This window comes from Phytohabitans aurantiacus (genome assembly GCF_027923225.1).
Taxonomy (GTDB): Bacteria; Actinomycetota; Actinomycetes; order Mycobacteriales; family Micromonosporaceae; genus Phytohabitans; species Phytohabitans aurantiacus.
In genome coordinates this window covers 46,744-72,500 of record NZ_BSDI01000063.1, presented here as the reverse complement: position 1 = coordinate 72,500, position 25,757 = coordinate 46,744, and the positions used below count along the sequence as shown (strand labels likewise).

Annotated in this window: 27 protein-coding genes; 8 read left to right on the top strand and 19 right to left on the bottom strand. The window is 71.5% G+C overall.

From position 1 onward, the window contains the following. Nucleotides 1–18: 18 nt before the first annotated feature. Nucleotides 19–942 (bottom strand): pirin family protein, encoded by a 924-nt coding sequence (locus tag QMG73_RS38965; protein ID WP_281904098.1) that lies wholly within the window; start codon nt 940–942, stop codon nt 19–21. A gap of 71 nt (nt 943–1,013) precedes the next feature. Here QMG73_RS38965 and QMG73_RS38960 point away from each other — a divergent pair, with 71 nt between their 5' ends. From QMG73_RS38960 to QMG73_RS38945, 4 genes are all read left to right on the top strand, one after another. Then, entirely contained in the window at nt 1,014–1,475 is a 462-nt protein-coding gene (locus QMG73_RS38960; protein WP_281904097.1) for a MarR family winged helix-turn-helix transcriptional regulator, read from the top strand. Beyond that, the gene (locus QMG73_RS38955; protein ID WP_281904095.1) at nt 1,468–1,962 is read left to right on the top strand and encodes a MarR family winged helix-turn-helix transcriptional regulator; all 495 of its coding nucleotides are present in this window, start codon (nt 1,468–1,470) and stop codon (nt 1,960–1,962) included. Before QMG73_RS38960 ends, QMG73_RS38955 begins: the two co-directional genes overlap by 8 nt. 103 nt (nt 1,963–2,065) lie before the next feature. After that, entirely contained in the window at nt 2,066–2,872 is an 807-nt protein-coding gene (locus tag QMG73_RS38950) for an MBL fold metallo-hydrolase (RefSeq protein ID WP_281904093.1), read from the top strand. 3 nt (nt 2,873–2,875) lie between these two features. Further along, nucleotides 2,876–3,301 (top strand): nuclear transport factor 2 family protein, encoded by a 426-nt coding sequence (locus QMG73_RS38945; protein ID WP_281904091.1) that lies wholly within the window; start codon nt 2,876–2,878, stop codon nt 3,299–3,301. 124 nt (nt 3,302–3,425) lie between these two features. Here QMG73_RS38945 and QMG73_RS38940 read toward each other — a convergent pair whose 3' ends face one another. The 3 genes from QMG73_RS38940 to QMG73_RS38930 all read right to left on the bottom strand — a co-directional run bounded on the left by QMG73_RS38940 (nt 3,426) and on the right by QMG73_RS38930 (nt 6,141). Next, nucleotides 3,426–5,162, bottom strand: a complete 1,737-nt coding sequence (locus QMG73_RS38940; protein ID WP_281904089.1) for a cellulose binding domain-containing protein — start codon at nt 5,160–5,162, stop codon at nt 3,426–3,428. Between the two features lie 122 nt (nt 5,163–5,284). Next, nucleotides 5,285–5,782 (bottom strand): SRPBCC family protein, encoded by a 498-nt coding sequence (locus QMG73_RS38935; RefSeq protein ID WP_281904087.1) that lies wholly within the window; start codon nt 5,780–5,782, stop codon nt 5,285–5,287. Continuing rightward, on the bottom strand, nt 5,779–6,141 hold the full coding sequence (locus tag QMG73_RS38930) for a metalloregulator ArsR/SmtB family transcription factor (protein ID WP_281904086.1): 363 nt from the start codon (nt 6,139–6,141) through the stop codon (nt 5,779–5,781). The genes QMG73_RS38935 and QMG73_RS38930 overlap by 4 nt, the downstream gene beginning before the upstream one ends. 142 nt (nt 6,142–6,283) lie before the next feature. Here QMG73_RS38930 and QMG73_RS38925 point away from each other — a divergent pair, with 142 nt between their 5' ends. Next, complete coding sequence (locus QMG73_RS38925) at nt 6,284–7,522, top strand: HNH endonuclease signature motif containing protein (RefSeq protein WP_281904084.1); 1,239 nt, start codon at nt 6,284–6,286, stop codon at nt 7,520–7,522. Between the two features lie 474 nt (nt 7,523–7,996). Here QMG73_RS38925 and QMG73_RS38920 read toward each other — a convergent pair whose 3' ends face one another. Then, a complete protein-coding gene (locus tag QMG73_RS38920) occupies nt 7,997–8,419 on the bottom strand; it encodes a MarR family winged helix-turn-helix transcriptional regulator (RefSeq protein ID WP_281904082.1) in 423 nt (140 codons plus the stop codon). An 86-nt stretch (nt 8,420–8,505) separates the two neighbouring features. On the opposite strand from QMG73_RS38920, the gene QMG73_RS38915 reads away from it, so the two are divergent. Continuing rightward, complete coding sequence (locus QMG73_RS38915; RefSeq protein WP_281904080.1) at nt 8,506–9,477, top strand: quinone oxidoreductase family protein; 972 nt, start codon at nt 8,506–8,508, stop codon at nt 9,475–9,477. Nucleotides 9,478–9,484: 7 nt separating this feature from the next. Here the strand turns inward: QMG73_RS38915 and QMG73_RS38910 are convergent, their stop codons facing one another. Genes QMG73_RS38910 through QMG73_RS38850 form a run of 13 tightly spaced genes read right to left on the bottom strand, consistent with a single transcriptional unit; the run spans nt 9,485 to nt 22,068 of the window. Then, complete coding sequence (locus QMG73_RS38910; protein WP_281904078.1) at nt 9,485–10,288, bottom strand: MaoC/PaaZ C-terminal domain-containing protein; 804 nt, start codon at nt 10,286–10,288, stop codon at nt 9,485–9,487. Continuing rightward, the gene (locus QMG73_RS38905) at nt 10,285–11,457 is read right to left on the bottom strand and encodes a thiolase family protein (protein ID WP_281904077.1); all 1,173 of its coding nucleotides are present in this window, start codon (nt 11,455–11,457) and stop codon (nt 10,285–10,287) included. Before QMG73_RS38905 ends, QMG73_RS38910 begins: the two co-directional genes overlap by 4 nt. Continuing rightward, complete coding sequence (locus tag QMG73_RS38900; protein WP_281904074.1) at nt 11,454–12,284, bottom strand: SDR family NAD(P)-dependent oxidoreductase; 831 nt, start codon at nt 12,282–12,284, stop codon at nt 11,454–11,456. Before QMG73_RS38900 ends, QMG73_RS38905 begins: the two co-directional genes overlap by 4 nt. Before the next feature lie 27 nt (nt 12,285–12,311). Continuing rightward, nucleotides 12,312–13,967 carry a long-chain-fatty-acid--CoA ligase gene (locus tag QMG73_RS38895; protein WP_281904072.1) on the bottom strand — a complete coding sequence of 552 codons (1,656 nt, stop codon included), beginning with the start codon at nt 13,965–13,967 and terminating at the stop codon, nt 12,312–12,314. Between the two features lie 3 nt (nt 13,968–13,970). Further along, nucleotides 13,971–14,393 (bottom strand): acyl-CoA thioesterase, encoded by a 423-nt coding sequence (locus QMG73_RS38890; protein WP_281904071.1) that lies wholly within the window; start codon nt 14,391–14,393, stop codon nt 13,971–13,973. Between the two features lie 11 nt (nt 14,394–14,404). Continuing rightward, a complete protein-coding gene (locus QMG73_RS38885; protein WP_281904069.1) occupies nt 14,405–15,616 on the bottom strand; it encodes an FAD-dependent oxidoreductase in 1,212 nt (403 codons plus the stop codon). After that, nucleotides 15,613–16,479, bottom strand: coding sequence for a fumarylacetoacetate hydrolase family protein (locus QMG73_RS38880; protein WP_281904067.1), 867 nt, complete (start codon nt 16,477–16,479; stop codon nt 15,613–15,615). The genes QMG73_RS38885 and QMG73_RS38880 overlap by 4 nt, the downstream gene beginning before the upstream one ends. After that, nucleotides 16,476–17,519 (bottom strand): cupin domain-containing protein, encoded by a 1,044-nt coding sequence (locus QMG73_RS38875; RefSeq protein ID WP_281904066.1) that lies wholly within the window; start codon nt 17,517–17,519, stop codon nt 16,476–16,478. The genes QMG73_RS38880 and QMG73_RS38875 overlap by 4 nt, the downstream gene beginning before the upstream one ends. After that, entirely contained in the window at nt 17,516–18,508 is a 993-nt protein-coding gene (locus QMG73_RS38870) for a branched-chain amino acid ABC transporter permease (protein ID WP_281904065.1), read from the bottom strand. The genes QMG73_RS38875 and QMG73_RS38870 overlap by 4 nt, the downstream gene beginning before the upstream one ends. Further along, on the bottom strand, nt 18,505–19,365 hold the full coding sequence (locus QMG73_RS38865; protein WP_281904062.1) for a branched-chain amino acid ABC transporter permease: 861 nt from the start codon (nt 19,363–19,365) through the stop codon (nt 18,505–18,507). The genes QMG73_RS38870 and QMG73_RS38865 overlap by 4 nt, the downstream gene beginning before the upstream one ends. Then, nucleotides 19,362–20,111, bottom strand: a complete 750-nt coding sequence (locus QMG73_RS38860; RefSeq protein WP_281904060.1) for an ABC transporter ATP-binding protein — start codon at nt 20,109–20,111, stop codon at nt 19,362–19,364. The genes QMG73_RS38865 and QMG73_RS38860 overlap by 4 nt, the downstream gene beginning before the upstream one ends. Beyond that, complete coding sequence (locus tag QMG73_RS38855) at nt 20,108–20,875, bottom strand: ABC transporter ATP-binding protein (RefSeq protein ID WP_281904057.1); 768 nt, start codon at nt 20,873–20,875, stop codon at nt 20,108–20,110. Before QMG73_RS38855 ends, QMG73_RS38860 begins: the two co-directional genes overlap by 4 nt. After that, nucleotides 20,872–22,068 carry an ABC transporter substrate-binding protein gene (locus QMG73_RS38850; protein ID WP_281904054.1) on the bottom strand — a complete coding sequence of 399 codons (1,197 nt, stop codon included), beginning with the start codon at nt 22,066–22,068 and terminating at the stop codon, nt 20,872–20,874. The genes QMG73_RS38855 and QMG73_RS38850 overlap by 4 nt, the downstream gene beginning before the upstream one ends. Nucleotides 22,069–22,165: 97 nt before the next feature. Between QMG73_RS38850 and QMG73_RS38845 the strand changes: the two genes are divergently transcribed. Further along, nucleotides 22,166–23,086, top strand: coding sequence for a PaaX family transcriptional regulator (locus QMG73_RS38845; protein WP_281904052.1), 921 nt, complete (start codon nt 22,166–22,168; stop codon nt 23,084–23,086). Between the two features lie 8 nt (nt 23,087–23,094). Here QMG73_RS38845 and QMG73_RS38840 read toward each other — a convergent pair whose 3' ends face one another. Continuing rightward, nucleotides 23,095–24,201 (bottom strand): NAD(P)-dependent alcohol dehydrogenase, encoded by a 1,107-nt coding sequence (locus QMG73_RS38840; RefSeq protein ID WP_281904049.1) that lies wholly within the window; start codon nt 24,199–24,201, stop codon nt 23,095–23,097. Between the two features lie 107 nt (nt 24,202–24,308). Here QMG73_RS38840 and QMG73_RS38835 point away from each other — a divergent pair, with 107 nt between their 5' ends. After that, nucleotides 24,309–25,754: an aldehyde dehydrogenase family protein gene (locus tag QMG73_RS38835; RefSeq protein ID WP_281904048.1), complete on the top strand. Its 1,446-nt coding sequence runs from the start codon at nt 24,309–24,311 to the stop codon at nt 25,752–25,754. Nucleotides 25,755–25,757: the final 3 nt, after the last annotated feature.

Below are 25,757 nucleotides of genomic sequence, written 5' to 3'. Positions count from 1 at the left end.
ACTGTCAATACCAGCAGCTCAGGAACGCGGCGGGTTCCGGCGCGGCATGATGGTGGCGTTGGGCAGCACGGGCGCCCGGAGCCGCTCGCCCGGGTATCCCTCGACGGCGCCGAAGCGGCCCGACGCCGCTTCCCAGTCCTCGCGGGCCCGGACGATGTCGTCGTGGGTGCGGCCGATGAAGTTCCACCACATGACGATCTCCTCCTCGAACGGCGCGCCGCCGAGCAGCACCACCCGCGCCGGGCCGTCCGACGTGTTCGTCAGGGTCAGCGAGTCGATGCCGGGGTGGACGTAGCCGAGTTCCGCCGGGCGCAGCGGGGTGTCCACGACCGTGACGTGGCCGCTGTCGACCAGTACGCCATGCTCGAACGCGCCGTCGACGGCCAGCCTGATCGCCGCGCGCGGCTCGATGCTGATCTCGGCGCCGAGCAGCGGGGTGAACGTCCGCACGGGCGAAGCGTCGCCGGCCAGCGAGCCCAGAAACACCCTGATCTCGGCACCGTCCAGCCGCACCGGTCCAGGTACGTGGTGCTGGAAGTCGCGTGCGGCGTTGCGGTGCTCCGCGGGCAGCGCCACCCACAACTGCACGCCGTGCAGCACGGCGGTCCCCGGGGTGGAGACCTCGGAGTGCGCGATGCCGTACCCGCCGGTCATGAGGTTCAGCTCGCCGGGCCGGATGAGGGCGTGGCTGCCGAGGCTGTCGCGATGTTCGACCTCCCCGCTGAACAGCCAGCTCACCGTCTGCAGGCCGGTATGCGGATGCGGCGGGACCTCCATGCCGCCGGTCCGGACGACGTCGTCCGGGCCGTAGTGGTCGGCGAAGCACCACGCGCCGATCAGCGTGCGGGCCCGCTGCGGCAGCGTCCGCCGCACCGACATCGCCCGCAGCCCGCCCAGCGGCACGTCGCGCGGCGAGAGCACGTCGATCTCTACGTTGCTCATGAACGCACCTCCACACACCAGTTGCGACCAGGATATCCATGACGCATCAAGAGTATTGCTAGACTTGCCCGATGAACGCGACGCCGCAGTGGCTGAGCCCGGCGGAGCAGGACGCCTGGCGCAGCTTCATCCGCCTGCACCAGAAGCTCACCGCCACTCTCGTGCGCGACCTGCAGGCGAACTGCAAGGTCTCCGGCGCCGACTTCGAGATCCTCGTCGCGCTCACCGACACGCCCGACGGCCGGCAGCGGTTCCAGGACCTCGCCAAGTCGATCGACTGGGAGCAGAGCCGGCTGTCCCACCAGATCGCCCGGATGTGCAAGCGTGGCCTGGTCGCCCGCGAGGAGTGCGCCGAAGACGGTCGCGGCGCCTTCGTCGTCCTCACCGCCGCCGGCCGCGACACCATCGAGTCCGCCGCACCCCATCATGTCGCCACCGTGCGGCGCCTGGTCATCGACCCCCTCGGCCCGGACGACCTGGCCACCCTCGGCCGGATCTCCAGCCGCATCCTCACCCAGCTCGACAATGGTTGAGCGCGCGGAGATCTCGACGGCGAAGGACGCCGCCGACCACGAGCTGATCCTGGCGTTCGGCCGGCTGCAGGGGGCGGCCAACCGGCTGGAGTACCTGCTCGGGCGGGCCATCGAGCAGGAGTGCGGCATCAGCCACCTGATGTTCGAGGTGCTGCTGATCCTCGGTCGCGCCGGCGGCCAGGGCCTGTCGATGGGAGCCATCAGCCAGGAGCAGGTGCTGACCACCGGCGGGGCCACCCGGCTTGTCGACCGCATGGAGGCGGCGGGGCTGGTCGAGCGCACCGGAGACCCCGGCGACCGGCGGAGCCGGCTCGTGCGGCTCACCCCGCTGGGCGAGCAGACGGCCGTGCGGGCCGCCCGCGTCCACGCGGAAAACATCGAGCGATACTTCCTCGAACCGCTGCCCGCGGGTGATAGAAAGCGGTTCATGGAGGACCTGCGCATCCTCAGCCACACGGCCCGCGACCGGCTGCCGCGCCTGCGCTGACCTGGGGCGGCTGCGACCCGGATCACATTCCTGGCATCCCGCTGGCAGGATTACCTGACAAGTCAGATTCTGTTACATCAGGAGAACGCCACGAGGAGGACTCATGAGCACGCTCGACTTCACCGTCCTGGACCTGGACTTCCCGGCCGGCAGCAAGAACAAGACCGCGACCCTTGTCACCGGCGACACCGACGCGCTGCTGGTCGACGCCGGATTCACCCGCGCCGACGGCCACCGCCTGGTCGCCCGGATCCTCGACTCCGGCAAGCGGCTGACCACCCTGTTCATCAGCCACGGCGACCCGGACTTCTACTTCGGCGCCGAGGTCGTGGCCGACGCGTTCCCCGACGCGGCGATCGTCGCCACGCCGCAGACCATCGAGCACATTCAGCACTCGTACGAAGGCAAGCTCAAGGCATGGGCCGCGCTCGGCGCCAACCTGCCGACCCGCCTCGTCGACATCGCCCCGCTGACCGGCGACCTGACCCTCGAAGGGCACCGGTTCGAACTGCGCGGCGGCCCCGACACCCTGCCCGACCGGCACTACCTGTGGCAGGCCGAGCACCGCGCCATCCTCGCCGGCGTCCTGCTGTTCCAGCAGGAGCACGTGTGGGTCGCCGACACCGCCAAGCCCGAGCAGCGGGCCGCCTGGATCGCCCTCCTGGACGAGATGGCCGCCCTCGACCCGCAACTTGTCGTGCCCGGCCACCGCCTCCCGGACACACCCGCCGACGCCACCGCCATCACCGGCACCCGCGACTACCTCATCGCCTTCGAGGACGAGCTGGCGAACGCCGCCGACGGGGCCAGCCTCACCGCCGCCCTCACCAGCCGCTACCCCGACCACGGCATGCTCATCGCCGCCCAGATCGGCGCCAAGGTCGCCAAGGGCGAAATGACCTGGGGCTGAGCGATGACCGACTATGCCGCCTCCACCGACTTTGCGACCTCCGCCGCACCCGCCGACGTGGTGCGCCGCCAGTACCTCGCCTCCGCCGCCGGTGACCTGGAAGCCTTACGCGCCACCCTCGCACCCGACGTGGAGTGGACCGAGATGGCCGGCTTCCCGCTCGCCGGCACCTACCGCACCCCGGACGGCGTCACCGCCAACGTCATGGAACGCCTCGGCGCCGACTGGGACGGCTGGACCGCCCACGACGACACCTACGTCACCGACGGCGAGAACGTCGTGGTCCTGGCCCGCTACACGGCCACCAACAAGGCCACCGGCAAACCCATCGACGTCCGCGTCGCCCACCACTTCACCGTCCGCGGCGGCCTGATCGTCCGCTTCGAACAGTTCGTCGACACCGCCAAGGTCCGCGAGGCCATGCCGTAAGAAATTCAAGGCCTTAAAGGGATTCGAGCTACCGCGACGTCCGTCGCGGGCGAGACCGTCGCTCCCGCGGCCGCACCCTCCGCCGCCCCACAACCGGGAGCCGCGAAGGGTGAGGCCGGGGGCGTCAGGCCGGGGCGCAGGTGGGGGTCATGCCGGCGCCGCTGCCGCTGCCCTGGAATCCGAACTCGGTGGACTGCCCCGCCGCGACGCTTCCGTTCCAACTCGCGTTGGCGAACTGCACCGTACCGGTGGAACCGCTCGCGCTGGCACCCCACGTGTTGGTGACCGACGCGCCGGACGGGAGCGCGACCGTGACACGCCACCCGTTGAGCGGCGCCGATCCGGCGGTCACCCGGACGGTAGCGACGAAGCCGCCGGTCCACGAGTTCAGCGACACCGACGCGGCGCAACCGGTGGGGTTCGGCGGCGGTGTGGTGGTCGGCGGCGCCACCGTGGGCGAGGTGGGCGGCGGGGTGGTGTTGCCCGGCGGCAGGAGCGTGATGGTGAACGCGTCGTCGGCGTTGGAGTGCGGCAGGTTCACGGTCGTACCGTTGCTGGACAGGTTCACCACCGAGTCCTGGATGACGACCGGGCCACCCGAGACCGCGGCGCCGCCGTTGTACGGGATGCGCTCGGCCACCACCCGCACCCGGTTGTTCTGCACGAGGCCGCTGGTCGTGTCCAGGCGCTGCAGGTTGACGGCGATGTTGCCGGTGGTGCCGCCACCGCCGACCAGCACCTTCGCCACGCCACTGTCCTTTGTGGCGAAAGCGTCGTACGCCGCGCTGGGTGTGACCGAGGCGATCGTGCCGGTCTGCGAGCCGTAGAAGCGGTAGACCCACCACTCCCCCTTTGGCTGGTGCACACCGGCCGAGTTGTGGACGAGCAGGTTGCCCAGGTCGTTGTGCAGGTTGCCACCGCTGGCCCAGTTGGCGCGCAGCCCGTCCGCGCCGGCCCGTTCCAGGCGCGCGATGTACCACGAGCCGTCGCCCGGGTTCTGCTCGCTGGACGAGCCGTACTCGTTGATCTGGTACGGGCGCGGGTGCGGTATGCCGCGGGAGTCCAGTGTGGAGTTCGCCGTCGCCACGTTGGCCACCGGGTCGCTCGGCAGGGCGTGCCAGCTGAAGATGTCCGGGATCGTGTTCGTCGACTTGACGAAATCGAGATACTGGACCCACCAGCCGCCGGTCGACGGTACGCCCGCGAGGCTCGGTCCGACGATCAGGTGGCTCGGAAACGCGGCCCGGATCCGCGGGTACGTGCGGCGCCACAGCTCGAAATACTGGGACTGCGGCCGGTTCCAGAACAGGCCCAGGTTCGGCTCGTTCCAGATGTCCCACTGCACGGGCACGCCCGCCGCCCGCACGTCGTTGATGAGCCGGGTCAGGAACGCGTCGTAGTCGCTCCAGTCCCCGTTGTCGCCGGGGAACCGGGAGATCGGGTACCCGTCGGCACCCCACAGGTCGTGCGGGAGCAGGATGAACTCGCCGCCCAGCGACCGGGTACGCAGCAACTGCGCCCGGGTCGCGTTCCACCGGCGGTCGTAGCGGCCCGACACCCAGCCGCCCGGGCTGTCCAGCTGAGCGCCTCCGGCGCGCATGTAGCGGAACTTCACCTCGCGGTAGAAGTTGTCCGCCGGCCCCGACGCGTTCTCGGTCATGCCGTAGATCCACCCGGAGGCGCGATAGGTCGGCGAACCGCCGGCGACGGAGAAGTTGACCGATATCGACTCGTCAGCGGCCTGCGCGGCCGGCGGAGCCGTGATGGCGACGATCACCAGCGAGGCGGCGGCGAAAGCGGCGGCCGCCGTCGCGGCGGCGAGGAGGCGGCGCACCGGCCGCCGGCGGATTGAAGTGTCCACAATGATGCACTCCCATCGAACCGATTCGCTGGGAGCCTAGGACACGATGTTGACGAATGTCAATTCCCCTGCCAGTGCAGTGCTTCCACGGAGGAGCACCCTCACAGAGCCGTCGAATCGATTCAGCGGGTGGTCACAGAGTCGTAGTAGGGCTTCATCGCCGGGTAGTAGTCGTCGAAGCTCGGGGCGGGCCGGCCGGCCCGGGCCGCCACCAGCATGTCCAGGTAGTACTCCCAGCCGGGGCCCGTCTCGCCGAGCCCATCGGTGGTGTCGAGGTGGTGCACGAGCCGCAGCTCGGTCTGCTCACCGGCTTGCGACAGCAGCAGCTCCAGCCGCCAGTCGCCGGACTCGTCCTTCATCGACAGGGCCAGCCGCCGCGGCGGGTCGCACGCGTCGATCCGCACATCGAACCACGGTGCCTGGTCCTCGTACGCCATCTGCATTTTGATCATGCGACCGGGAGCGGCGTCGCCCTCCCAGGCCCCGAACCAGCGGGCCGTACGCTCGGACTCGGTCACGCTGGCCCACACGTCCTCAATGGACGCCCGGAACACGCGGCTGAGGATCAGATCGTGACCGTCAGAGGTCGGAAAGAGCCGGCCGGCCGGTGGGTTGATCATGCTGTGTTCTCCTGTCGGTGATCCGCCGGACCGCGCGCGCGGCGCTCGCGACGGGTGCGATAGACCTCGGTCTCCAGCGCGTCGAGGCGGTGCTCCCAGCCGGTGACCCGGACGAACTGGTCGAGCCACTCGACCAAGCCGGCGAACCGCGACGCGTCCAACTCGTAGAGGCGCTGGCGCCCCACGAGCGTGTCGCGGACCAGGCCGCTCTCCCGCAGCACCCGCAGGTGCCGGCTGACCGCGGGCCGACTGATCATGAACCGGTCGGCGATCTCGCCCGCGGGCAACCGCTGCTCGCGCAGCATCACCAGGATGTCGCGCCGCACCGGATCAGCGATCGCCGCCGCCACCTCGTCCACCCCGGAAGCGTAACCAGTGTGTTACACGTTAGGCAACCCAAGATCGCCGCGGTGACCGCGATTTCCCGCCGTTATCGGCGTGTCGTCCGGCGTGTCGCCTGACGGGGCAACGATCACCGCACAAACGTACGAGAATCAATGCGTGGGGGAAACGTTGGAGCAGCTCAGGGACATCGCCGGCCAGTGCGCCGGCACCCCGGTCTGGTCGCTGCCCGACGCTGATCTGGTCGACGCGATACACACCGTGCACGACGCCGAGCAGATGCTCGCCGCCGCCAAACTCCACCTGGTCCGCGAGATAGACGGCCGCAACCTACCGATCACCCAGCAGGCCGCCAACACCGCCGTTTGGCTCCGCGAACAACTCCACATCAGCATCCACACCGCCCGCCGCACCGTCGACCTGGCCAAGACACTGGACCAACGCCCAGCGCTGGATGTCGCGCTGTCCACGGCGGCGGTCAACGTCGAGCAGGCGCAGATCGTGGCCAAGACCGTCCACGATCTCGCCGACGAAGCGGCGCCGGATGTGGTGGACCTGGCCGAGAAAGCCCTGATCGCGGAATTCGCCGACTGGGAACCAGCCACCTTCCGCAAAGCCGCCGCCCGCATCCTGACGCACGTGGCACCAGAAGCGGCCGACGAAGCCGACCGGCGGGCCGCCGAACGCGACGAGAAACGCGCCCAACGGACACGGGCGTTCACCCTGACCAACAACGGTGACGGCAGGTTCCGGGTCACTGGCTGGTTGGACGCTGAGGCCGCCGCGATCGTCAACGCCGCCCTGGATCCGCTGTGTAAGCCCGACCTGGAACGGACAGCGGCCCAACGCCGCGCCGACGCGCTAGTGGAGGTGTGCCGGCTGGCGCTACGCACCGAGCAGTTGCCGGACAACGGCGGGGATCGCCCACAGGTCGTGGTCACGGTGCCGTACGACGTGGTGCGCCACGAACTGGGCGTCGGGCAGCTCGACACCGGCGAAGCACTGAGCCCCCAACAGGTGCGAAGGCTGGCCTGCGACGCCCGTATCCTGCCGGTCGTGCTGGGCGGGCAGGGGCAGATCCTCGACGTCGGTCAGCAACGACGACTGTTCACCGGACCACTACGCCGAGCACTCGTCGCACGGGACGGCGGATGCGCCTTCCCCGGCTGCGACCGACCACCACAATGGTGCGACGGCCACCACATCCGACACTGGACAGACGGTGGTGACACCGCCCTCGACAACGGCGTGCTGTTGTGCGGATACCACCACCGGCTCATCCACCGCGGCGAGTGGGAAGTGCGGATCGCAGACGACGGCCGACCCGAGTTCATCCCACCACCCTATGTAGACAGTGAACGTCGACCACGGCGCAACATCTACCACCGGCGGACATAACTCCGTCCGTCCGTGAACCCGCAACGCCCGTGACCCGCGAGTCACCGGACGATGCTGCTCGCCCGCCGCGCCGTCTGTCGCGGCAGGCGCCAATCAGGCTGCGGATCCGCGCGGCCCGTGACGCTGGTATCGATGATGGACACGCCTGCGGACGCAGTCCGCACACCGCCCCGCTCCATCTCCAACCGAGCCCAGGGGCAGAACCCGAGCATCGTGCCGAGCGCGACGGGACCAGCGGTCAACCAAGCAAGCGTTGCTAGAGAGAGCCCTTGAGCTACCGCGATGCCCGTCGCGGTCCATGCCCGCTGCTCCCGCGGCCTCAGCCGCCGCCGTCGCACGACCAACCCGACAAGGGCGGGTCGGGTGCCGCGGACGGTGAGGCCGCGGGAGCAGCGGTCTCGCGCACGGCGGACGCCGCGGTAGCTCAGAGCCTGGTCTCGAACCTGACCCTAAAGGATCTCTAGCGGCTCCGGCTCAGCCCAGTGCTTTTCGGAGCAGCGCCGTCAGCTGGTCCTGTTCGTCGGGTGAGAGTCGGCCGACCGCCGTGCGGGCGAAGGCGAAGGCTGCCGCGAACCGGCGGTTGATTTCGTCTCCTTGGGGGGTTCGCGCGACTTGTCGTGCGCGGCGGTCTCGGGGATCCGGCTCGCGGGTCACGAGGCCGAGCGCTTCGAGGCGCGCGACGATCTGGGTGATGTTGGAGGCGTCGCAGCCGAGCTCCTCGGCCAAGGCTCCCATGCCGCGTCGCTCGTCGAGCCGCCCGAGCACGCATGCCTGCGCCGAGCTGAGCGACAGCTGGGCCGCGGCTGCCTCGTAGGCGCGGTCGTACACGTCGACCAGGTCGAACAGGACCGCCTCGGCCTCAGACGAGGTGGTCACCGGTCCGCTCGGCAGCGCCATAACCACCAGCCTAGACGGTTTACTTGATTCGCTCAACTACTTGTGATCCAATGATCCTTGATTCACTCAAGTAAATCGGAGGATCGATGGACAGGAACACGGTGGCGCGGATGAACGCGATCGTCCTCGACCGGTTCGGCGGAGTCGACGAGCTCTCCGCGCGGCGGATACCGCTCCCGGAGGTCCGCGACGACGACGTCCTCATCCGGGTGGAGTTCGCGGGGGTCGCGTCCTGGGACGCGGTCGAGCGCGAGGGGCACTACGACGGCGCTTTCGGTGTCGCGTCGACCTTTCCCTATGTCCTCGGCTGGGACGCGACGGGCACGGTGGCCGCGGTCGGGCGCAACGTTACCCGGTTCGACGTGGGCGAGCGTGTCTACGCCGCGACGGTGCCGGCAGCGCGTGGCGGCGTCTACGCCGAGTATGCCGTCGTCGAGGCGGAGTTCGTGGCGCGCGTGCCCGACCGGATGCCGACCGAACAGGCCGGCGCGATGGCCTGGGATGCCCTGACGGCACTGAGTGGCCTCGATCTGCTCGGCCTGCGCCCGGGCGAGACGCTCATGGTCTTCGGGGCAAGCGGAGGTCTCGGGCACATGACCGTGCAGCTGGCGCGGCACAGCGGCATCCGAGTGCTGGCCGTGGCCTCTGGTGACGACGGCGTCGCCCTGGCCCGACGGCTGGGCGCCGACGGCGCCATCGACGGCCGCAAGGACGACGTGTTGGCCGCGGCGTTGGAGTTCGCACCGGGCGGGCTCGACGCGGTTCTGGTCACCGCGGGAGGCGAGACCGCCGAACGGTCGCTCCGCGCGATCAAGAGCTCCGGACGGATCGCCTGGCCGAACGGTGTCCTGCCCGTGCCCGTAACGCCGCCGGGCGCGACGGTGTCCTACTACGACGGGGATCGCAGCCGCACCGCCACGGATCGGCTGAACGCCATCATCGAGGCGGGCTCCTTCGAGGTCCACATTGGCCGGACCTTCCCGTTCGCGCGCGTCGCGGACGCGCACCGCACCCTCAACGGTCACTATGTCGGGAAGCTGGCCCTGAAGGTGGGATAGCGGTCGCTCACGGCCGGAGTTCGGCCACGCCCGCGCCCAGTACCGTCGTGCCGGCGCCGTCGACGCCGTCGAAGCGGTACGCCGTGCCATCGGCCCAGATTCTCGTCGTCAGGGTGTCGCCGGGTGCGATCGGTCGCGTGAAGCGGCAACTCAGCCGCGCCAGCCGCGAATCCCCGGCATCAGCGGCCGCCAGCACGATCCGCGCCGCGATGGCCAGGCTCGCCAGGCCGTGGACGATGACGCCGGGCAGGCCGGCCGCGCGGGCCACCTCGTCGTCGAGGTGGATCGGGTTGTGGTCGCCCGACGCGGCGGCGTACCGGGACGGCAGGTCCGGCGTCAGGTGGTAGGCGGCCTCGCGCAGCGGCGGGCCGGCGGGCGGCTCGGACGGCAGGCGGGGCGCGGCGACGCCCACCGCCAGGTCGGTCGGGACGCCCCGGTAGAACTCGGTGACGTACTGCTCGTTGAGCAGGTCGCCGGCCGCGTCGCGGGTGCGCACCTGGATGGTCGCCGTGGTGCCGCTGCGCTTGCCGTGCAGTCCGACCACGGCCGCCCGCACGGTCACCTTCTCGCCCACCGGCAGCGGCTTGTGCAGGATCAGGTCCTGCTGTCCGTGTACGACCTGGGTGCGCAGGTCGGCCGGCGCGGCGACCTCGGCGACCGCGAACACGAGGTCCATCGCGGGCACCACGGCGAACACCGGAGACGGGCCGCCGACCGCCTCGGAATAGGCGCGCACGGCGTCGGGCGTGACCTCGAAGGCGCGCTCGTCGCTCCAGCGGTCCACAACGGACAGTTCAAAGGGGTGGGTCACTCGGTTACCTCCACGACGACGGCGCCGGCCGTGTCGCCGGCCGCGCATCCGGTGAACAGGCCGCGCCCGCCGCCACGGGCGCGCAGCGCCTCGATCAGCTCGGCGACGGCGCGCATGCCGGTCGGTCCCTGCGGGTGCCCGTAGACCAGGCTGCACCCGTACGGGTTCATCTTGTCGACCGGGAATCCGGTCTGCCTGGCGAAGTACACGTCGTTGACCGCGAACGGGTTGTGCGTGGTCACGACGTGCAGATCGCCGATGTCGAGGCCGGCGTCGGCGAGGGCGCGCCGGGCCGCGGGCACCGGCGCCTTGGGCATGCGGGCCCGCTCGGCGCGGGCGAACCCGACGGCCAGGACCCGCGCGATGCCCGCGCCAGCGGCCAGCTCCCGCGCGCGCTCCACTGTGGAGAGCACCATTCCAGCTGTACCGTCACCGGGGTGCGTCTGCGATCCGAAGGTGACCACCCCACCGGGTTGGGCCGGTGACAGCTTCGCCAGCCCCTCGGCGGTGGTGTCGTGCACGCCGGAGTCGTCGCCGACCACGGTCTCGCCACGCCGCCCGGGCACGTGCACGGGTACCAGATAGTCGCGCCGCCCCGCCGCGGCGGCCCGGTACTGCTCGTACCGCAGCAGCGTCACCTCGTCGATCTCTGATCGGGTGTACCCCTCGTCGGCGGCCACGCCCTCGGCGGTGTCCAGCATGGACCCGCCGGTGTTGGGGTCCCACTTCATCGGGTCGAGCACCCAGTGCTCGGTACGCGGCGCGGCGCCCGGGCTGCCCTGCGCCGACCACACCATCAGCGGCCCGTTGCTGGTGCGGTCGGTGGTGAGCGCCAGCACCGTGCCGTGCGCGCCCAGCTCGACCTGCGTCGCCGCCGACTGGATGACGGCCGCCGACGTGGCGCACGCCTGCGCGATGGTGGGACCGGTGACCGCTTCGAGCCCGAGCCGGGGCGTGATCGTGGTGACCCCGTAGAACGAGGTCGGCTGCGGCACCGTGGTGCCGAACGAGACGTGGCTGACCTGGCTGGTATCGAAACCGGACAGCGCCCGGTTCGTCACGTCGACCGCCAGGTCCACACTGGACATCTCGGCCAGCGGCCCCTGCCACCGGCAGAACGGCGAACTCCAGGCGAGGCCGAGCGGCACCGCCACCTTGGTCAGCTTCACGAGGTCATCCCCTCGGCCTGGCCACCGGCGACGGTGAGCACCTGGCCGTGTACGAAATCGGACCAGGGCGTGCAGAGCAGGAAGATGCCGCCGGCCGCCTCGGCGGGGGTGGCCGCCCGGCCGAGCGGGATGCCGGCCTTGGCGCGCTCGCGGACCTGCTCGGGGATGCCGAGCTGGATGCTGCGCTCGCCGCGCTCGAACGTGCCCGCGTCGGCGGTCGCCGCCGTCAGCCGGGTCTCGACGAAGCCGAACGCCACCGCGTTGACGTTGATCTTCAGCGGGCCCCACTCCTTGGCGAGGGTCTTGGTGAGCCCGATCAGGCCCGCCTTGGCCGCCGAGTAGTTCGCCTGGCCGACGTTGCCCATCGTGCCGGCGATCGAGGTGACGTTGACGACCTTGCGGAACACCTCGCGCCCCTCAGCGGCGTCGCGCTTGGCCGCCTCGCGCAGCACGGGCGCGGCGGCGCGCAGCAGCCGGAACGGCACCGCCAGGTGGATCTCCAGCATGGCGGTGAGCTGCTCGTCGCTCATCTTGTGGAAGATGCCGTCCCAGGTGTACCCGGCGTTGTTGACCACGATGTCCAGCTGCCCGTACTCGGCGACCGCGCGCCCGACGACCTCTCCCGGTGCCGCCGGGTCGGTCAGGTCGGCCGCCACCGCGACACCGTTGCCGCCGATCAGCTCCACGGTCTGCTTGAGCGCGTCGCCGTCCAGGTCGGCGCACACCACCTTGGCGCCATGCTCGGCCAGCAGCGCCGCGGTGGCCTGCCCGATGCCGCGCGCCGCCCCGGTGACGACCGCGACCCGTCCGTCCAACACTCCACTCATCGCCACTCCAGTCACGCCCAACTCCAGTCAGCTCTGCCCGTCGCTAGCCAGCGTGAACCCGGCGGCCAGCTGCTGCTGCCACCGCGCCCGCGCGGTCCTCTTGTCGAACTTTCCGGTCGCCGTCGTCGGCAACGCCTCGACGAACTCCACGACATCCGGCACCCACCAGCTCGCTACCCGGGCGCGCACGTGCTCGCGCAGCTCGTCGGCGGTGAGCTGAGCTGTGCTGTGGGCGCTGGACGCGCGCACCACGAGGGCCGCCGGGCGTTCGCCCCACACCGGGTGCGGCACGGCGATCACCATCGCCTGCGCGACGCCCTCGTGGTCCATCAGGTGGTTCTCCAGCTCGATCGAGCTGATCCACTCGCCGCCGGACTTGATCAGGTCCTTGGTGCGGTCGAGCAGGTGCAGGTACCCGTCGGTGTCGACGGTGCCCACGTCGCCGGTACGCAGCCAGCCGTCGTGGAAGCGCGCGGTGTTGGCGTCGTCGTCCGGTTCGTAGTACTCGGACGTGATCCACGGGCCGCGGACCTCGATCTCCCCGGTCGCGACGCCGTCGTGCGGCAGCACCTCGCCGGTCGGGTCGACCACGCGCAGCTCGACGCCGGCGGTGGTGACGCCCTGGGTGGCGTGCAGCGCGAGCCGCTCGGCCTCGGGGCGCTCCTCCAGGTGCCCGCGTACGAGGGTGAGGTTGCCCGACGGGGACATCTCGGTCATCCCCCAGCCCTGCTGCATCCGCACGCCCCGGCGGTGGTACCGCTGGATCAGCTCCAGCGGGATCGCTGAGCCGCCGCACAGGATGCGGTCGAGGCTCGCGAGGTCGTCGGCGGCCGGTTCGAGCTGGTCGACGGCCAGCCAGAACGTCGGTACGCCGGCGGCCACGGTGACCCGCTCCTCGCGGATCAGCCGCAGGATCGCGGGCGGGCTGGTGTCGGAGCCGGCGAGGACCAGGCCGGCGCCGGCGAGCGCGGCCGCGTACGGCAGGCCCCACGAGGTGGCGTGGAACAGCGGGGTCAGCGGCAGCACCACGTCGCGCTCGCGCACGGCGAACGAGTCGACGAACAGCCCGCTCATGGCGTGCAGCGTGATCGAGCGGTGCGAGTACGCGACGCCCTTGGGCCGGCCGGTGGTGCCACCGGTGTAACAGAGGCAGGCCGCCGACCACTCGTCGACCTCGGCCGGCTCGTCGTCGGCCACCCCGTCGAGCAGCTCCTCGTACCCGACCGCGTCCGCGAAGTCAGGGTGCGGCTCGGTGCCGTCGGGCAGGACGACGTACCGCTCGACGCCGCCCAGCTTCGGGCGGATCTCGGCGAGCCGGGCGGTCAGCGACGCCTCCACGAAGATCACCTTGTCGCCGGCGTGCTCGGCGATCCACGCGATCTGGTCGGCGTGCAGCCGCACGTTCAGCGGCTGGAGCACAGCGCCGGCGATCGGTACGCCGTAGAACAGCTCCAGGTGCCGCAGCCCGTTCCACGCGAACGTGCCGACCCGGTCACCGGGGCGTACGCCCAGCGCGGGCAGCGCGGCGGCGACCCGCCGGGCGCGGCTGGCCAACGCCGGCCACGTCTGCCATGAACGCCCGGCGGGGGTCACGCCGACGAGCTTGGCGTGCGGGCCCATCGCGGCGCCGCGCCGCAGGATCATCCCGACCGACAGCGGCGTCGAACCCATCGTGCCTCGCATCAGTCAGCCCTCCTCGGAAGCGGGGACCGGTCCGGACTCGCCGAAGAGCTTCCGCAGGCGGTCCGGCCACGGCGCGCTGCGCCCGGTCTCCGGGTCGAACCACGCCACCGTCATCGTCCCTCGCGCGAGGGGCCGGCCGTCCCTGCTCACCGTGAACGCGTACCGCATCGAGCTGCGCCCGACGTGCTCGACCGCGAGCGCCGTCTCGGCGGTCTCGTCGTAGTGCAGCGCGCCGAGGAAGTCGACGGTGACGTTGAGCCGGGGCATCCGCCGGAACTCGTCGTGCTGGATGCCGAGCCGGTGGTGCAGCAGCGTCTCGGCGCTCTCCACGAACCGCAGCACCACCGAGTAGTGCCAGCGGTCCATGGGGTCGGTCTCCGACCATTCCAGCCGCCTGCGCGTGACGATCGACGCGGGTTCTGCCATATGTCGGCCCCTCAGTACTTGTAGATCGTGTTGCCGGGCGGGAGCTCGCGCGGGCCGTACGGCGCGGTGTCGAGCCAGTGCCCGAGGCTCTCGTCGCGGTCGGCGCCCTGGGCCGCGCCCTCCTGTGCCGCCCGCTCGGCCGGGCCCGGGCGCAGGTGTGTCAGGGCGGTGCCGGCGGCGTCCCGGTTGAACATCGCCGCGCGGCGCCGGGACAGCGCGAAGTCGTCCACCGCCGCCCGTGCCCGCGCCGCCACCGGAGTGGACAGTGCGATGTGGACGGCCGTGGCGGCGGCGTCGGCGTCCGGTACCCCGGAGTTCATGCCGCGCGCGCCGAACGGGGCGAACAGGTGTGCCGCCTCACCGGCGAGCAACACCCGCCGCGCCGGGTCGGCGAAGTCGGCGGCCACCACCTGCAGGAACCGGTACGTGGAGGCCCAGGCGACGCGGTCGGCGTACGCGGGCGGCATGACCGCGCGCAGCCACTCGCGCAGCCCCTCACCGGAGCTGAGCGCGTCGGGGTCGTCGCCGTCGTGCAGTTGCAGGTCGACGCGCCAGCCGCCGGCGTACGGCACCAGCAGCACGTTGCGCCCGTCCACGCTCGGGTGGGCGTAGTGGAAGACCCGCTCGACCGGCAGCGGGTCGCCGGCGTCCTCCTCCACGTCGACGACCACGTACCAGCCGTCGGAGCGACTGCCCTCCATCGGTATCCCCAGGGCGGCCCGTACCGGCGAGCGCGACCCGTCGGCGGCGATGACGTACTCCGCGGTCCAGCGGTCGCCGGTCGACGTGGCCAGCGCGACACCGTCCATAGTCGACTCGGCGCCGGTCACCTCGGCGTTCCAGACGAACTCGACGCCGGCCGCCTTGCACGCCTGCAGCAGGTACCGCTCGGTCTCCACCTGCGGGAGGCTGGTGAAGTGCGGCAGCGTGCCGGCCGGGGGCGGCGGGTAGGTGCGGGCGAAGACCTGGGTGCCGGCGTAGAAGGTGCGCTTGGTCTGCCAGATCAGGCCGTGCGCGGCCAGGTCGGCGGCGAGGCCCGGGCTGGAGCGGTCGAGCACCTCCAGGGTGGCCCGGTGCACGAAGATGGCGCGGCTGCCGGGGCGCAGCCGGTCTTCGGCGCCGGCTTCGAGCACCGTGACGGGCCGCCCGAGCGCCCGCAGCGACAGCGCCGCCGCCATGCCGACCGGTCCGGCGCCCACCACGATGACCTGACGGTGGTTCATGAGGCCACCACCGCTCGGGCGCCGGGGCGGGTGGCGTACGGGCGGGCGCCGGCGCCGCTCACGCCCACTTCGAGGCGGCCGACGCGCTCGATCTCCATGACGATCCGGTCGCCGTCGTGGATCGGGCCGACGCCCGCCGGGGTGCCGGTGGCTATCACGTCACCCGGCCACAGCGTCATGACCGAGCTGGCGTACGCGATCAGGCGTGCCACCCCGAAGATGAGGTCGGCTGTAGTGGCCGACTGGCGTGGCGTCCCGCCGACCCAGCAGCGCAGGTCGAGGCCGCCCGGGTCGCCGACCTCGTCGGGTGTGGTCAGCCACGGGCCGATCGGCGTGAACGTGTCGAACGACTTGCGGGTCGACCGGTCCTCCGTGGACCGCACGGTGATGTCGAGCAGGCAGGTGTAGCCGGCCACATAGGACAGCGCCTCGGCCTCCGGCACGTCGCGGGCGGTGCGCCCGATGACGGCGGCCAGTTCGGCTTCCTGGTCGGTGCGCAGGTCGGTGTACGGCAGCGTGACGGTGCCGCCGGGGCCGATGACCGACGAGGGCGCCTTGAGGAAGACGCCGAGCTCGGCCACGGTCAGCGGGGCGTCCATCTCGGCCTGGTGGTCGCGGTAGTTGACGGGTGCCGCCACGATCTTTCCCGGGCGCGGCAACGGCGCGAGAAGCTCCACATCGGCCAGTGGCCGCCGTGGCCGGCCGTCCGGGCGCAGGCGGGCCAGGTCGATGCCGTGCTCCAGGACGGCGTGCAGCGGCCCAGGCACCCCGAACGCGGGCGCGAGGTCGGTCACGTCGACCACATCACCACCATCGACGACGCCGAGCCGCGTCCCGCCGTCGCGGTAGACACACAGCCTCACCGTACGTACTCCTCGCGGTACAGGCCCAGTGCTGTCACGGCGGGGGTGTCCGAGTACGAGAACAGGATCGCGTCGTCCGAGAGCGAGGCGTTCCGGTGCTCGTACGCCGCCCAGCCGGGCACCGCGAACACGTCCTTCTCGCCCCACTCCAGGCGTTGGCCGTCCACTATGGTCACTCCTTCGCCACGCACCACGTGGTAGATCGTGCTGGGGGTCTGCCGGCGCGACACGCCACGAAAACCGGGGCGCAGCCGCGCGATCCGGCAGCCGATGGTGGGCATGACCGGTCCGCCGGTCCACGGGTTGGTGTACTCCAGCACCACACCGTCGGCGTCGCTGCCGCTCGCGTCGTCGGCGATCGCGTCGAACGCCCGGGAGGTCTCCTCCCACGGGTAGTTGCCGATCGGCGAGTTGGCGCTGGGCTTCGGGTCCCACGCGGGCGTGAGCCGGCCGTGGATGAACTGCCGCGAGGAGATGTCGTCGGGCACGTCAGCCTTCTGCGTCCGCTCGCTGTACAGCTCGAAGAACCCGACCTCCAGGGCGTTGACGAGCGGGTAGTCCAGCCCGTCGAGCCACAGCATCGGGCCGTCGCCCTCGTGCGCGTGGTCGTGCCAGTGCCAGCCGGGGGTCAGCAGCAGGTCGCCGGGGCGCATGTGGACCCGCTCGCCGTTGACCGTCGTGTAGGCGCCGTTGCCTTCGATGATGAACCGGAACGCGCCAGCCGTGTGCCGGTGCGCCTGCGCGGTCTCGCCGGGCAGGATCACCTGGATGCCCGCGTACAGGTTGGTGGTCGTGGCGGGCGGCTCGGTCAGGCCGGGGTTGACGAGCATGAGAACCCGGCGCTCGGCCTCCTCCAGGGAGAGCACGTCGGCGAAGTGCAGCAGGTAGGGCCGCAGCGCGGCGTAGCTCCACCGGTACGGCACCGCCCGGCTCTTCGGCTCGGCGGCGAAGAGGTTTCCGTAGTACCGCCACAGCGGGGCGGTGCCGAGCCGCGCGATCGCGTCGTACGGGTCGCCGGTCATGAGGTTAGCTTGACTCATCGCTTCTCCACCGTCAAGGTTTGTGTCATACGTCGCTCGACGGCCCGGCGCGCCGCTGGCACCATCCCGTGCGGCAGGAAGAGCACCACGACGACCAGCAGGAGCCCGTAGACGGCGTACGAGAGCACGCTCGGGGCGTAGCTGGGCATCCCGGGCTGGGTGCCGATCGTGGTGAGCACCTGGATGAGCAGCACGATCGCGGTCGCACCCACCAGAGCGCCCCACAGCGTGCCCAGACCGCCGACGACCGCCATCACGACGTACTCGATGGACAGCAGCACCGGGAACGAGCCCGGCGCGATGTAGCCGAGGTAGAACGCGTAGATCCCGCCCGCCAGGCCGGCGAACGCCGCCGACAGCGCGAACACCGCCAGCCGGTACCCGCCGACCGGCACCCCGCTCGCCGCGGCCGCGGTCTCGCTGGTCGCCAGGGCGCGCAGGCCGCGCCCCGATCTGGACGCGACCACGTTGTGCGCCACGATCAGGGTGAGCGCGACGGCGGCCCAGGTCAGGTACGCGTACGAGATGTCCTCGGCGAACTCGTACCCGCCCACGGACAGCCGCGGGATGCCCTGCAGCCCGATCGCTCCCCCGGCCCAGTCGGCCTGCCCGACCAGCGACAGCAGGATCAGCTGCGTGGCGAGCGTGGCGAACGCGAGGTGGTGCCCGCGCAAGCGCAGCAGCGGTACGCCCACCAGCAGGGCGAACAGCGCCGCCGCGACCGGCGCGGCGAGCAGTCCCAGCAGCGGCGGGAAGCTGTGCACGCTCAGCAGGCCGGCCGTGTACCCGCCGATCGCGTAGAACGACGCCTGCCCGAGCGAGACCTGCCCGGCGTACCCCATCAGCAGCGACAGCCCGATGGTCACCATGGCGGCGAGACCGAGCAGGATGTACACGGACAGGTGCCCGCTCGAAAGCAGCGGCGGCAGCGCGAGAGTACCGGCGGCGACCACCACCCCGGGCAGCCAGCGAACGACCCGCGACCTCATGCCGTTTCCTCCTGGACGATGGGCTTGCGCGCGGCCTGCCAGACCATCACGGCGAGCATCAGCACCAGCGCGACCTCCATCTGGTACGCGGCGTTGCCGTACCCGGCGACCAGCGCCTGCGCGACGCCGAGCAGCAGCCCGCCGGCGAGGGTGAGCGCCGGGCGGACCAGCCCGCCGAGGATGGCGGCGGCGAAGCCGCCGACGATGAGCGTGACGTCGTAGTCGAACGTGACCAGCTGGATCGGGGTGACCAGCACGCCGGCCAGCCCGCCGAGGGCGCCGCCGATCGCGAACGAGACCAGCCCCATCCGGGTCACGCTGATGCCGACGACCTTCGCCGCGTACGGGTTGGAGGCGCACGCCGACAGCGCCCGGCCCACGTCGGTGCGGGTGAACAGCAGCCCCATCCCGGCGAACACCGCGAGTGTGGCGCCGATGATGAGCAGGTAGTGCGCCTGGAACCGGGCACCGAAGATCTCGACGGCACCGGGCACGCCGGGAAACGAGCGCGGCTGGTCGCCCCAGATCAGCACCTCGACGGCGTACGCGAACACACCGAGCCCGAGCGTGGCGATGAGCGCCGCGCCGGGTGGCGTACCGGGCTTGCCGATGGCGACGAGGCCGACGAGCAGCCCGGTGAGTGCGCCGACCGCGACCGCGAGCCCTTCGGCGAGGCCGTGCGGCAGGCCGGTGGCGAGCAGCGTCGACGCGGTGAGCGCCGCGATGACCGCGAACGCGCCCTGCGCGAAGTTGACCACCCGCGTGACCCGGTAGATGGCGACGAGCCCGCTACCCACCAGCGCGAACGCGCACCCACCCCCCACCCCCGTGATGAGGTACTGCAACAACTCGCTCATCGCGCGACCCCCTCCTCTTCGTGATCAGGGCGTCCCTCAAGCTGTTCTAGCGACTTGAGGGACGCCCTGATCACGGGGGCGTCCGCACCTAGGTAGGCGGCGGCGACCGTCGGGCTCGCCGCGAGTTCCTCCGCCGAGCCGGAAACCGCGATGCGGCCGGCCTCCAGGACGTAGGCGCGGGTGCACAGGTCGAGCGCGATGCGGGCGTTCTGCTCGATGAGCAGCACCGCCAGCCCGCGCTCGGCGTTGAGCTCGCGCAGGTGCCGCACCAGGTCGGCGACCACCAGCGGCGCCAGCCCGAGCGACAGCTCGTCGACCGCGAGCACGTCGGGCCGGCTCATCAGCGCCCGGCCGACCGCCACCATCTGCTGCTGCCCGCCGGACAGCAGCCCGGCACGGCGGCGGCGCAGCTTCACCAGGTCCGGCAGCACCTCGTAGATCGGGCCGGTGTCGCGGTTGCGGACCCGCCAGCCGCCGAGCCGCAGGTTGTCGTCGACGGTGAGATCAGGGAACATCTGCCGTCCCTCGGGGACCTGCGCGAGCCGCCCGCCGATGGTGACCCGGCCGGACGCGGGGCGCAGGATGCCCGACAGCGTGTTGACCAATGTGGACTTTCCGGCGCCGTTGGGGCCGATGAGCGCCACCATCTCGCCCGCGCCGACGGTCAGGCTGACGCCGTCGAGCGCCACGGCCGCCCCGTACCGGACGGTGAGGTCCCGAACCTCGATCACGCTGCCCTCGATCATGCCGCCGTCCCCAGGTAGGCCGCCACGACGGCGGGATCGGCGCGGATCTCGGCCGGCGTGCCCTCGGCGATGACCCTGCCCAGGTCGAGCACCGTGACCCGGTCGGCCAGCCGGGTCACGAACGCCACGTCGTGCTCGATCTTGATCATCGTGAGCCCGCCCGCCTTCAGTTCCTCGATGAGCTGCGCGAGGGCCTCCCGCTCGGCGGCGCGCAGGCCGGCGGCCGGCTCGTCGAGCAGCAGCAGGCGCGGGCGCCCGCACAGCGCGCGAGCCACCTGCAGCGCCCGCTGCTGGCCCAGCGGCAGCGCCTCGGCGGCGCGGTCCGCCCAGTCGGCGAGCCCGACCCGGCCGAGCGCCTCGCGGGCCCGCTGCCGGATCTCCCGCTCCTCGCGGTAATGCGGCGGCAGCCGCAGCGTCCCCCGCAGGAAGCCGGCGCGGGTGGTGGCGTGCGCGCCGACCATGACGTTCTCCAGGGCGGTCATCCCGCGGAAGATGCGCGCGCCCTGGAAGACGATCGCGATGCCGAGGTGAGCCCGCCGGTGCGCCGGCAACCGGTCGATCCGGTCGCCGGCGAACGTGACGGTGCCGCGGTCGGCGGCGAGCTGCCCGCCGATGAGGCTGAACAGCGTGGACTTGCCGGCGCCGTTCGGCCCGATGACGCCGCGCAGTTCGCCGGGCGCGACGGTCAGATCGACCCCGCGCACGGCGAACACGCCGCCGAACGAGCGGTACACACTCTCGACGGAGAGCAGCGGCTCACTCACTTGCCGGCCACCGTGGCGAGCTGCCACGCCGACCACTCGGTGGGCACGAACGCGCCGCCCTTGACGGTGTTGATGGAGATGTAGTCGGCCGACAGGCCCGCGTGGTCCTCGGCGCTGTAGGTGTACGCGCCGTTCGGGGTGGTCAGCGACAACCCTTCCAGGGCCTTCTGCACCTTTTCCGGATCGGTACTGCCCGCTTTCTCGATCGCGGCGACGAGCAGCTTGACGCCGGTGTACCCGTCCTGCGCGAACTGCGGCGGCGCGTACCCGTACTTGGTCTGGAACGGGCCGGCGAGCTGGTCGATGGCCTGCTTGAGCGCGCCGTCGGGCAGGCTGCCGCCGACCACGCCGACCGAGCTGGCCACGGTGACCCCCTCGGCCGCCGCGCCGACCGGCTCCAGCCACAGCTTGCTGGCCTGCGCACCGGTGAACACCAGCGGCACGCTCAGCCCGGCCGTGGCGTACTGCTTGGCCAGCGCCACACCGGGCGGGCCGGTCGCCCACACCAGCAGCGCGCCCGCCCCCGAGGAGCGGACCTGGTTGAAGACCGCGCTGAACTCGGTCGTCGTGGTCTGGAACTCGGGCGTGGCGACGAGTGTGATGCCGTACTCCCCCGCCTGTTCCTTGGTGCCGTTGAAGCCGGCCTTGGCGTAGGAGCTCTTGCCGTCGTACGCCACGGCGAGCTTGGTGACACCCTGCGCCTTGAGGGACGCGAGGATGCGGGCGGCGTACGTCGCCGAGGTGGCGGGCACCACGAAGACGTACGGGTGGATGGGTTTGACCTGCTCGTCCGCTGGCGTAAGCGAGATGTACGGGATCTTCTCGCGGTCGACGAGCGGGATGGTGGCGAGCGCCGAGTTGGAGAACGGCGAACCGATCACCGCCGCGACGTCGCCCTTGATGTCGTTGAACGCCAGCACCGACTGGTCGGGCTGGCTCTTGTCGTCGCGCACGACGAGTTCGAGCTGCCGTCCGAGTACGCCGCCGGCGGCGTTGACCTGCTCCACGGCGAGCTTCACGGACTTCTCGTTCTCGGTGCCGAGTGGCGCGTAGTTGCCGGTCAGCGACACGATCTGGCCGACCTTGATGGGGCCTTCGCCCCCTGAGTCTGAGCTGTCGGAGGAGTCGTCGCCGCAGCCGGCCGTCACGATGGCCAGAGCTAGCGCGGCGAGGTAGAGGGTTGGACGTCGCACGGTTGTCCTCCCTATCGATGTGATACGCCGAAGCTAGACACCTATTGGTCGAGGGTCAACACTAGTGCCGAATATTTTCCGTGCGTAGAGTAAGCGCATGTCAGTGATGCCCGCCGCGACCACCGACAACGACCTCGACCTGCCCCGGATGCAGGCCGGGGGCAGCCCGCAGCACCTGTTGCTGACGCTGCTCGGCGACTACTGGTACGGCCAGCGCGCCGCGCTGCCCTCCGCGGCGCTCGTGGCGCTGCTCGGCGAGTTCGGCATCACCGAGGTCAGCGCGCGGGCCGCGCTGAGCCGGCTGGCCCGGCGCGGGCTGCTGGAGCAGTCCAAGACCGGGCGGCGCACGTCGTACGCGCTCAGCGAGCGCGCCGCCGAGGTGCTGCGCGAGGGCAGCCGGCACATCATGTCGTTCGGTGGCGCGGAGTCGTCGTGGTCCGGGCGGTGGACGGTCGCCGCGTTCTCGGTACCGGAGGACCAGCGCGACCTGCGGCACGCGCTGCGCACGAGGCTCGGCTGGTACGGGTTCGCGCCCCTCTACGACGGGCTCTGGGTCTCGCCGCACGAGCGGGTGGCCCAGGTGACCGCGGTCCTCGCCGAGCTGGGCATCGACCGGGCCACCGTGTTCGCGTCCGAGCTCGCCGACGGCAGCCCGCCCGGCGGCCACCCCATCCACGCCTGGGACCTGGACGCGCTGCGCGTCCAGTACGAGCGGCTGCTGGAGGAGTACGAGCCGGTGCGCGTGAAGTGGCGGGACGGCAAGGTGGGCACCGCCGAGGCGCTCGTGGCCCGCACGGCGCTCATGGACGACTGGCGCAACTTCCCCAACCTCGACCCCGAGCTGCCCGCGGGCCTGCTGCCGAAGCGGTGGCCCCGGGAGCAGGCCCGCCAGCTGTTCATCGAGCTGTACGACGGGCTCGCACAGCTCTCCGAGCAGCGGGTGGTGCAGGTGGTCGGCCAGTTCGACGCCGACCTGGCCCACCTGGTCCGCAGCCACACCAGCGACTTCACCGGCTGAGCCGGCCCTCACTCGAAGGTCAGCACGGCCTTCACCACCTCGCCGCGTTCCGTCGCCAGCACGGCCTTCTCGATGTCGACGAACGGGTAGCGGCGGACCAGCTTGTCCAACGGCAGGGCGCCGCGCGATACCAGGTCGGCCAGCAGCGGCACGAACCGGCGCGGGTCGGCGTCGCCCTCGGTCACGCCCACGATCCGCTTACCGCCGAGCAGCCCGTTGACGTCGACGGGCACGGTCGTACCGAACGCCGGCGCGCCGACGATCGCGCAGGTGCCGCGCAACGCGAGCGCGTCGATGGCGGCGCGCAGCGCGGCGACGTTTCCGGAGGCCTCGACGGCGTAGTCCACGCCGGCGCCGCCGGTCAGCTCGCGCAGCGCGGCGGCCACATCGGGGCCGCGGGCGTCGACCACGTCGGTGGCGCCGAGCTCGCGCGCCAGTTCCAGCCGTTCGGGTACCACGTCCACCGCCACGATCCGCGATGGCCCGCCGAGCGCCGCGGCCATGACCGCCGCGAGCCCGACCGCGCCCACCCCGAAGACGGCGAGCGTGCTGCCGATCTCGGGACGCAGCACGTTGAGCACGGTCCCGGCGCCGGTCTGGATACCGCAACCGAGCGGGGCGAGCAGGTCCAGCGGCGCGTCCGGCGCCACCTTGACGAGGCTGCGCTCGTCGGTGAGGGCGTACGTGGCGAACGACGACTGCCCGAAGAAGTGACCGGCTACCCGCCCATCGGCGCCGTTGATCGTGCCGGTGCCGTCGGCGCGGGCGCCGCCGAAGTTGAGGGGCAGGAAGCCGGCGCAGTACGCGGGGTGCCCGGCCAGGCAGTTGCCGCACGCGCCACAGGACGTGAACGAGAGCAGTACCTTGTCGCCGGGCACCACGCTCGTGACCCGGTAACCGACCTCCTCCACGACGCCGGCGCCCTCGTGGCCGAGTACGACCGGGAACGGCGAGGGCAGCTTGCCGGCGCGTACCGACAGGTCGGTGTGGCACAGCCCGGCGGCGACCAGGCGCACCACCACCTCGTCGGGGCGGGGCGCGTCGAGGGTGACGCCGGTGAGCGCGAACGGTGCGCCGACCTCGGGGACGACGGCGGCGGTGGCGGTGCGGGCCATATCGGAGACCTCCTATGACACTTTCCCTTACGAGCGTCAGAGCATAGCCCTAATGTTGGCCGCGCGAAATGTTGACATCTTGTTGCACGTGCGTCACGGTAGATGGCATGACTGTGATCGGCGCCGCTGGACGGCTCTACATAGACGGCGCCTGGCGCGGCGGCCAGGGCGCGATGCGCGACGTGGTCAACCCGGCCACCGGCAAGGTGGTCACCACGGTGCCGGACGCCACCCCCGCCGAGGTGGACGCGGCGGTCGACGCCGCCCGGCGCGCCTTCGACTCCGGCGCCTGGTCGGGCCTGAGCGGCCGGGAGCGCTCGCGGGTGCTGTACCGCGCCGCCGCGCTCATCCAGGAGCACGCCGAGGAGCTGGCGCAGTTGGAGACCACCGACACCGGCAAGCCGATCCAGTTCAGCCGGATGGTCGACGTGGGCAACACGGTCACCCACTTCGAGTACTACGCCGGCCTGGCGTACTCGATCGACGGCGCCACGCGGCAGACCGGCATGCCCGCCCTCGCTTATACCGTGCGCGAGCCGATCGGTGTCGTGGCCGCCGTGACACCGTTCAACTTCCCGATGATCCTGTCGACGTCGAAGATCGCCCCGGCGCTCGCGGCCGGCAACACGGTCGTGCACAAGCCCGCCGAGGACACCCCGCTCACCGCGCTGCGCATCGCCGAGCTGCTCACCGAGGCCGGCCTGCCGCCCGGCGTACTCAACGTGGTGACCGGCGGCGGACCGGTCGGCGAGTCCCTGGTCCGCCACCCCGGCGTCGACAAGGTCGCGTTCACCGGTTCCACCGCGGTCGGCCGGCGCATCGCCAGCGCGGCCGCCGAGACGCTCAAACCCGTCACCGTCGAGCTGGGCGGCAAGTCGGCGCAGATCGTGTTCGCCGACGCCGACCTCGACGCCGCAGGGCAGGCGGCCGTCAGCGGTTTCGTCTTCAACACCGGCCAGTTCTGCATGGGCGGCACCCGCCTGCTCGTGCAGCGCCCGGTGTACGACGAGATGGTGACCCGGGTCGTCGGCGGTGCCGTTCATGTGCCCGTCGGCGACCCGCTCTCGCCGGAGACGGTCGTCGGCCCGATGGCCGGCCAGCGCCACCTCGACAAGGTCCGCGGGTACGTCGAGCTGGCCGCGTCCGAGGGCGCCACGATCGCCGCCGGCGGCGGCCGCGTCGACACCCTCGACGGGTACTACTTCGCGCCGACCGTCATCACGGACGTCGACCAGGGCTCCCGCCTCGTACAGGAGGAGATCTTCGGCCCGGTCGTCACCGTGCAGCCGTTCGACACCGAGCAGGAGGCGATCGCGATGGCCAACGGCACCTCCTTCGGCCTGGCGGCCGGCCTGCACACCCGCGACGTGGCCCGGGCGCACCGGGTGGCCGGCAAGCTCAAGGCCGGCATGGTGTGGGTCAACACGTGGGGCATGCTCGACGTGACGGTGCCGTTCGGCGGCTACAAGCAGTCCGGGTACGGCCGCGAGTACGGCCCCGAGGGACTGCACGAGTACACCCAGACCAAGTCGGTCCTGCTGCCCCTCACCTAGATC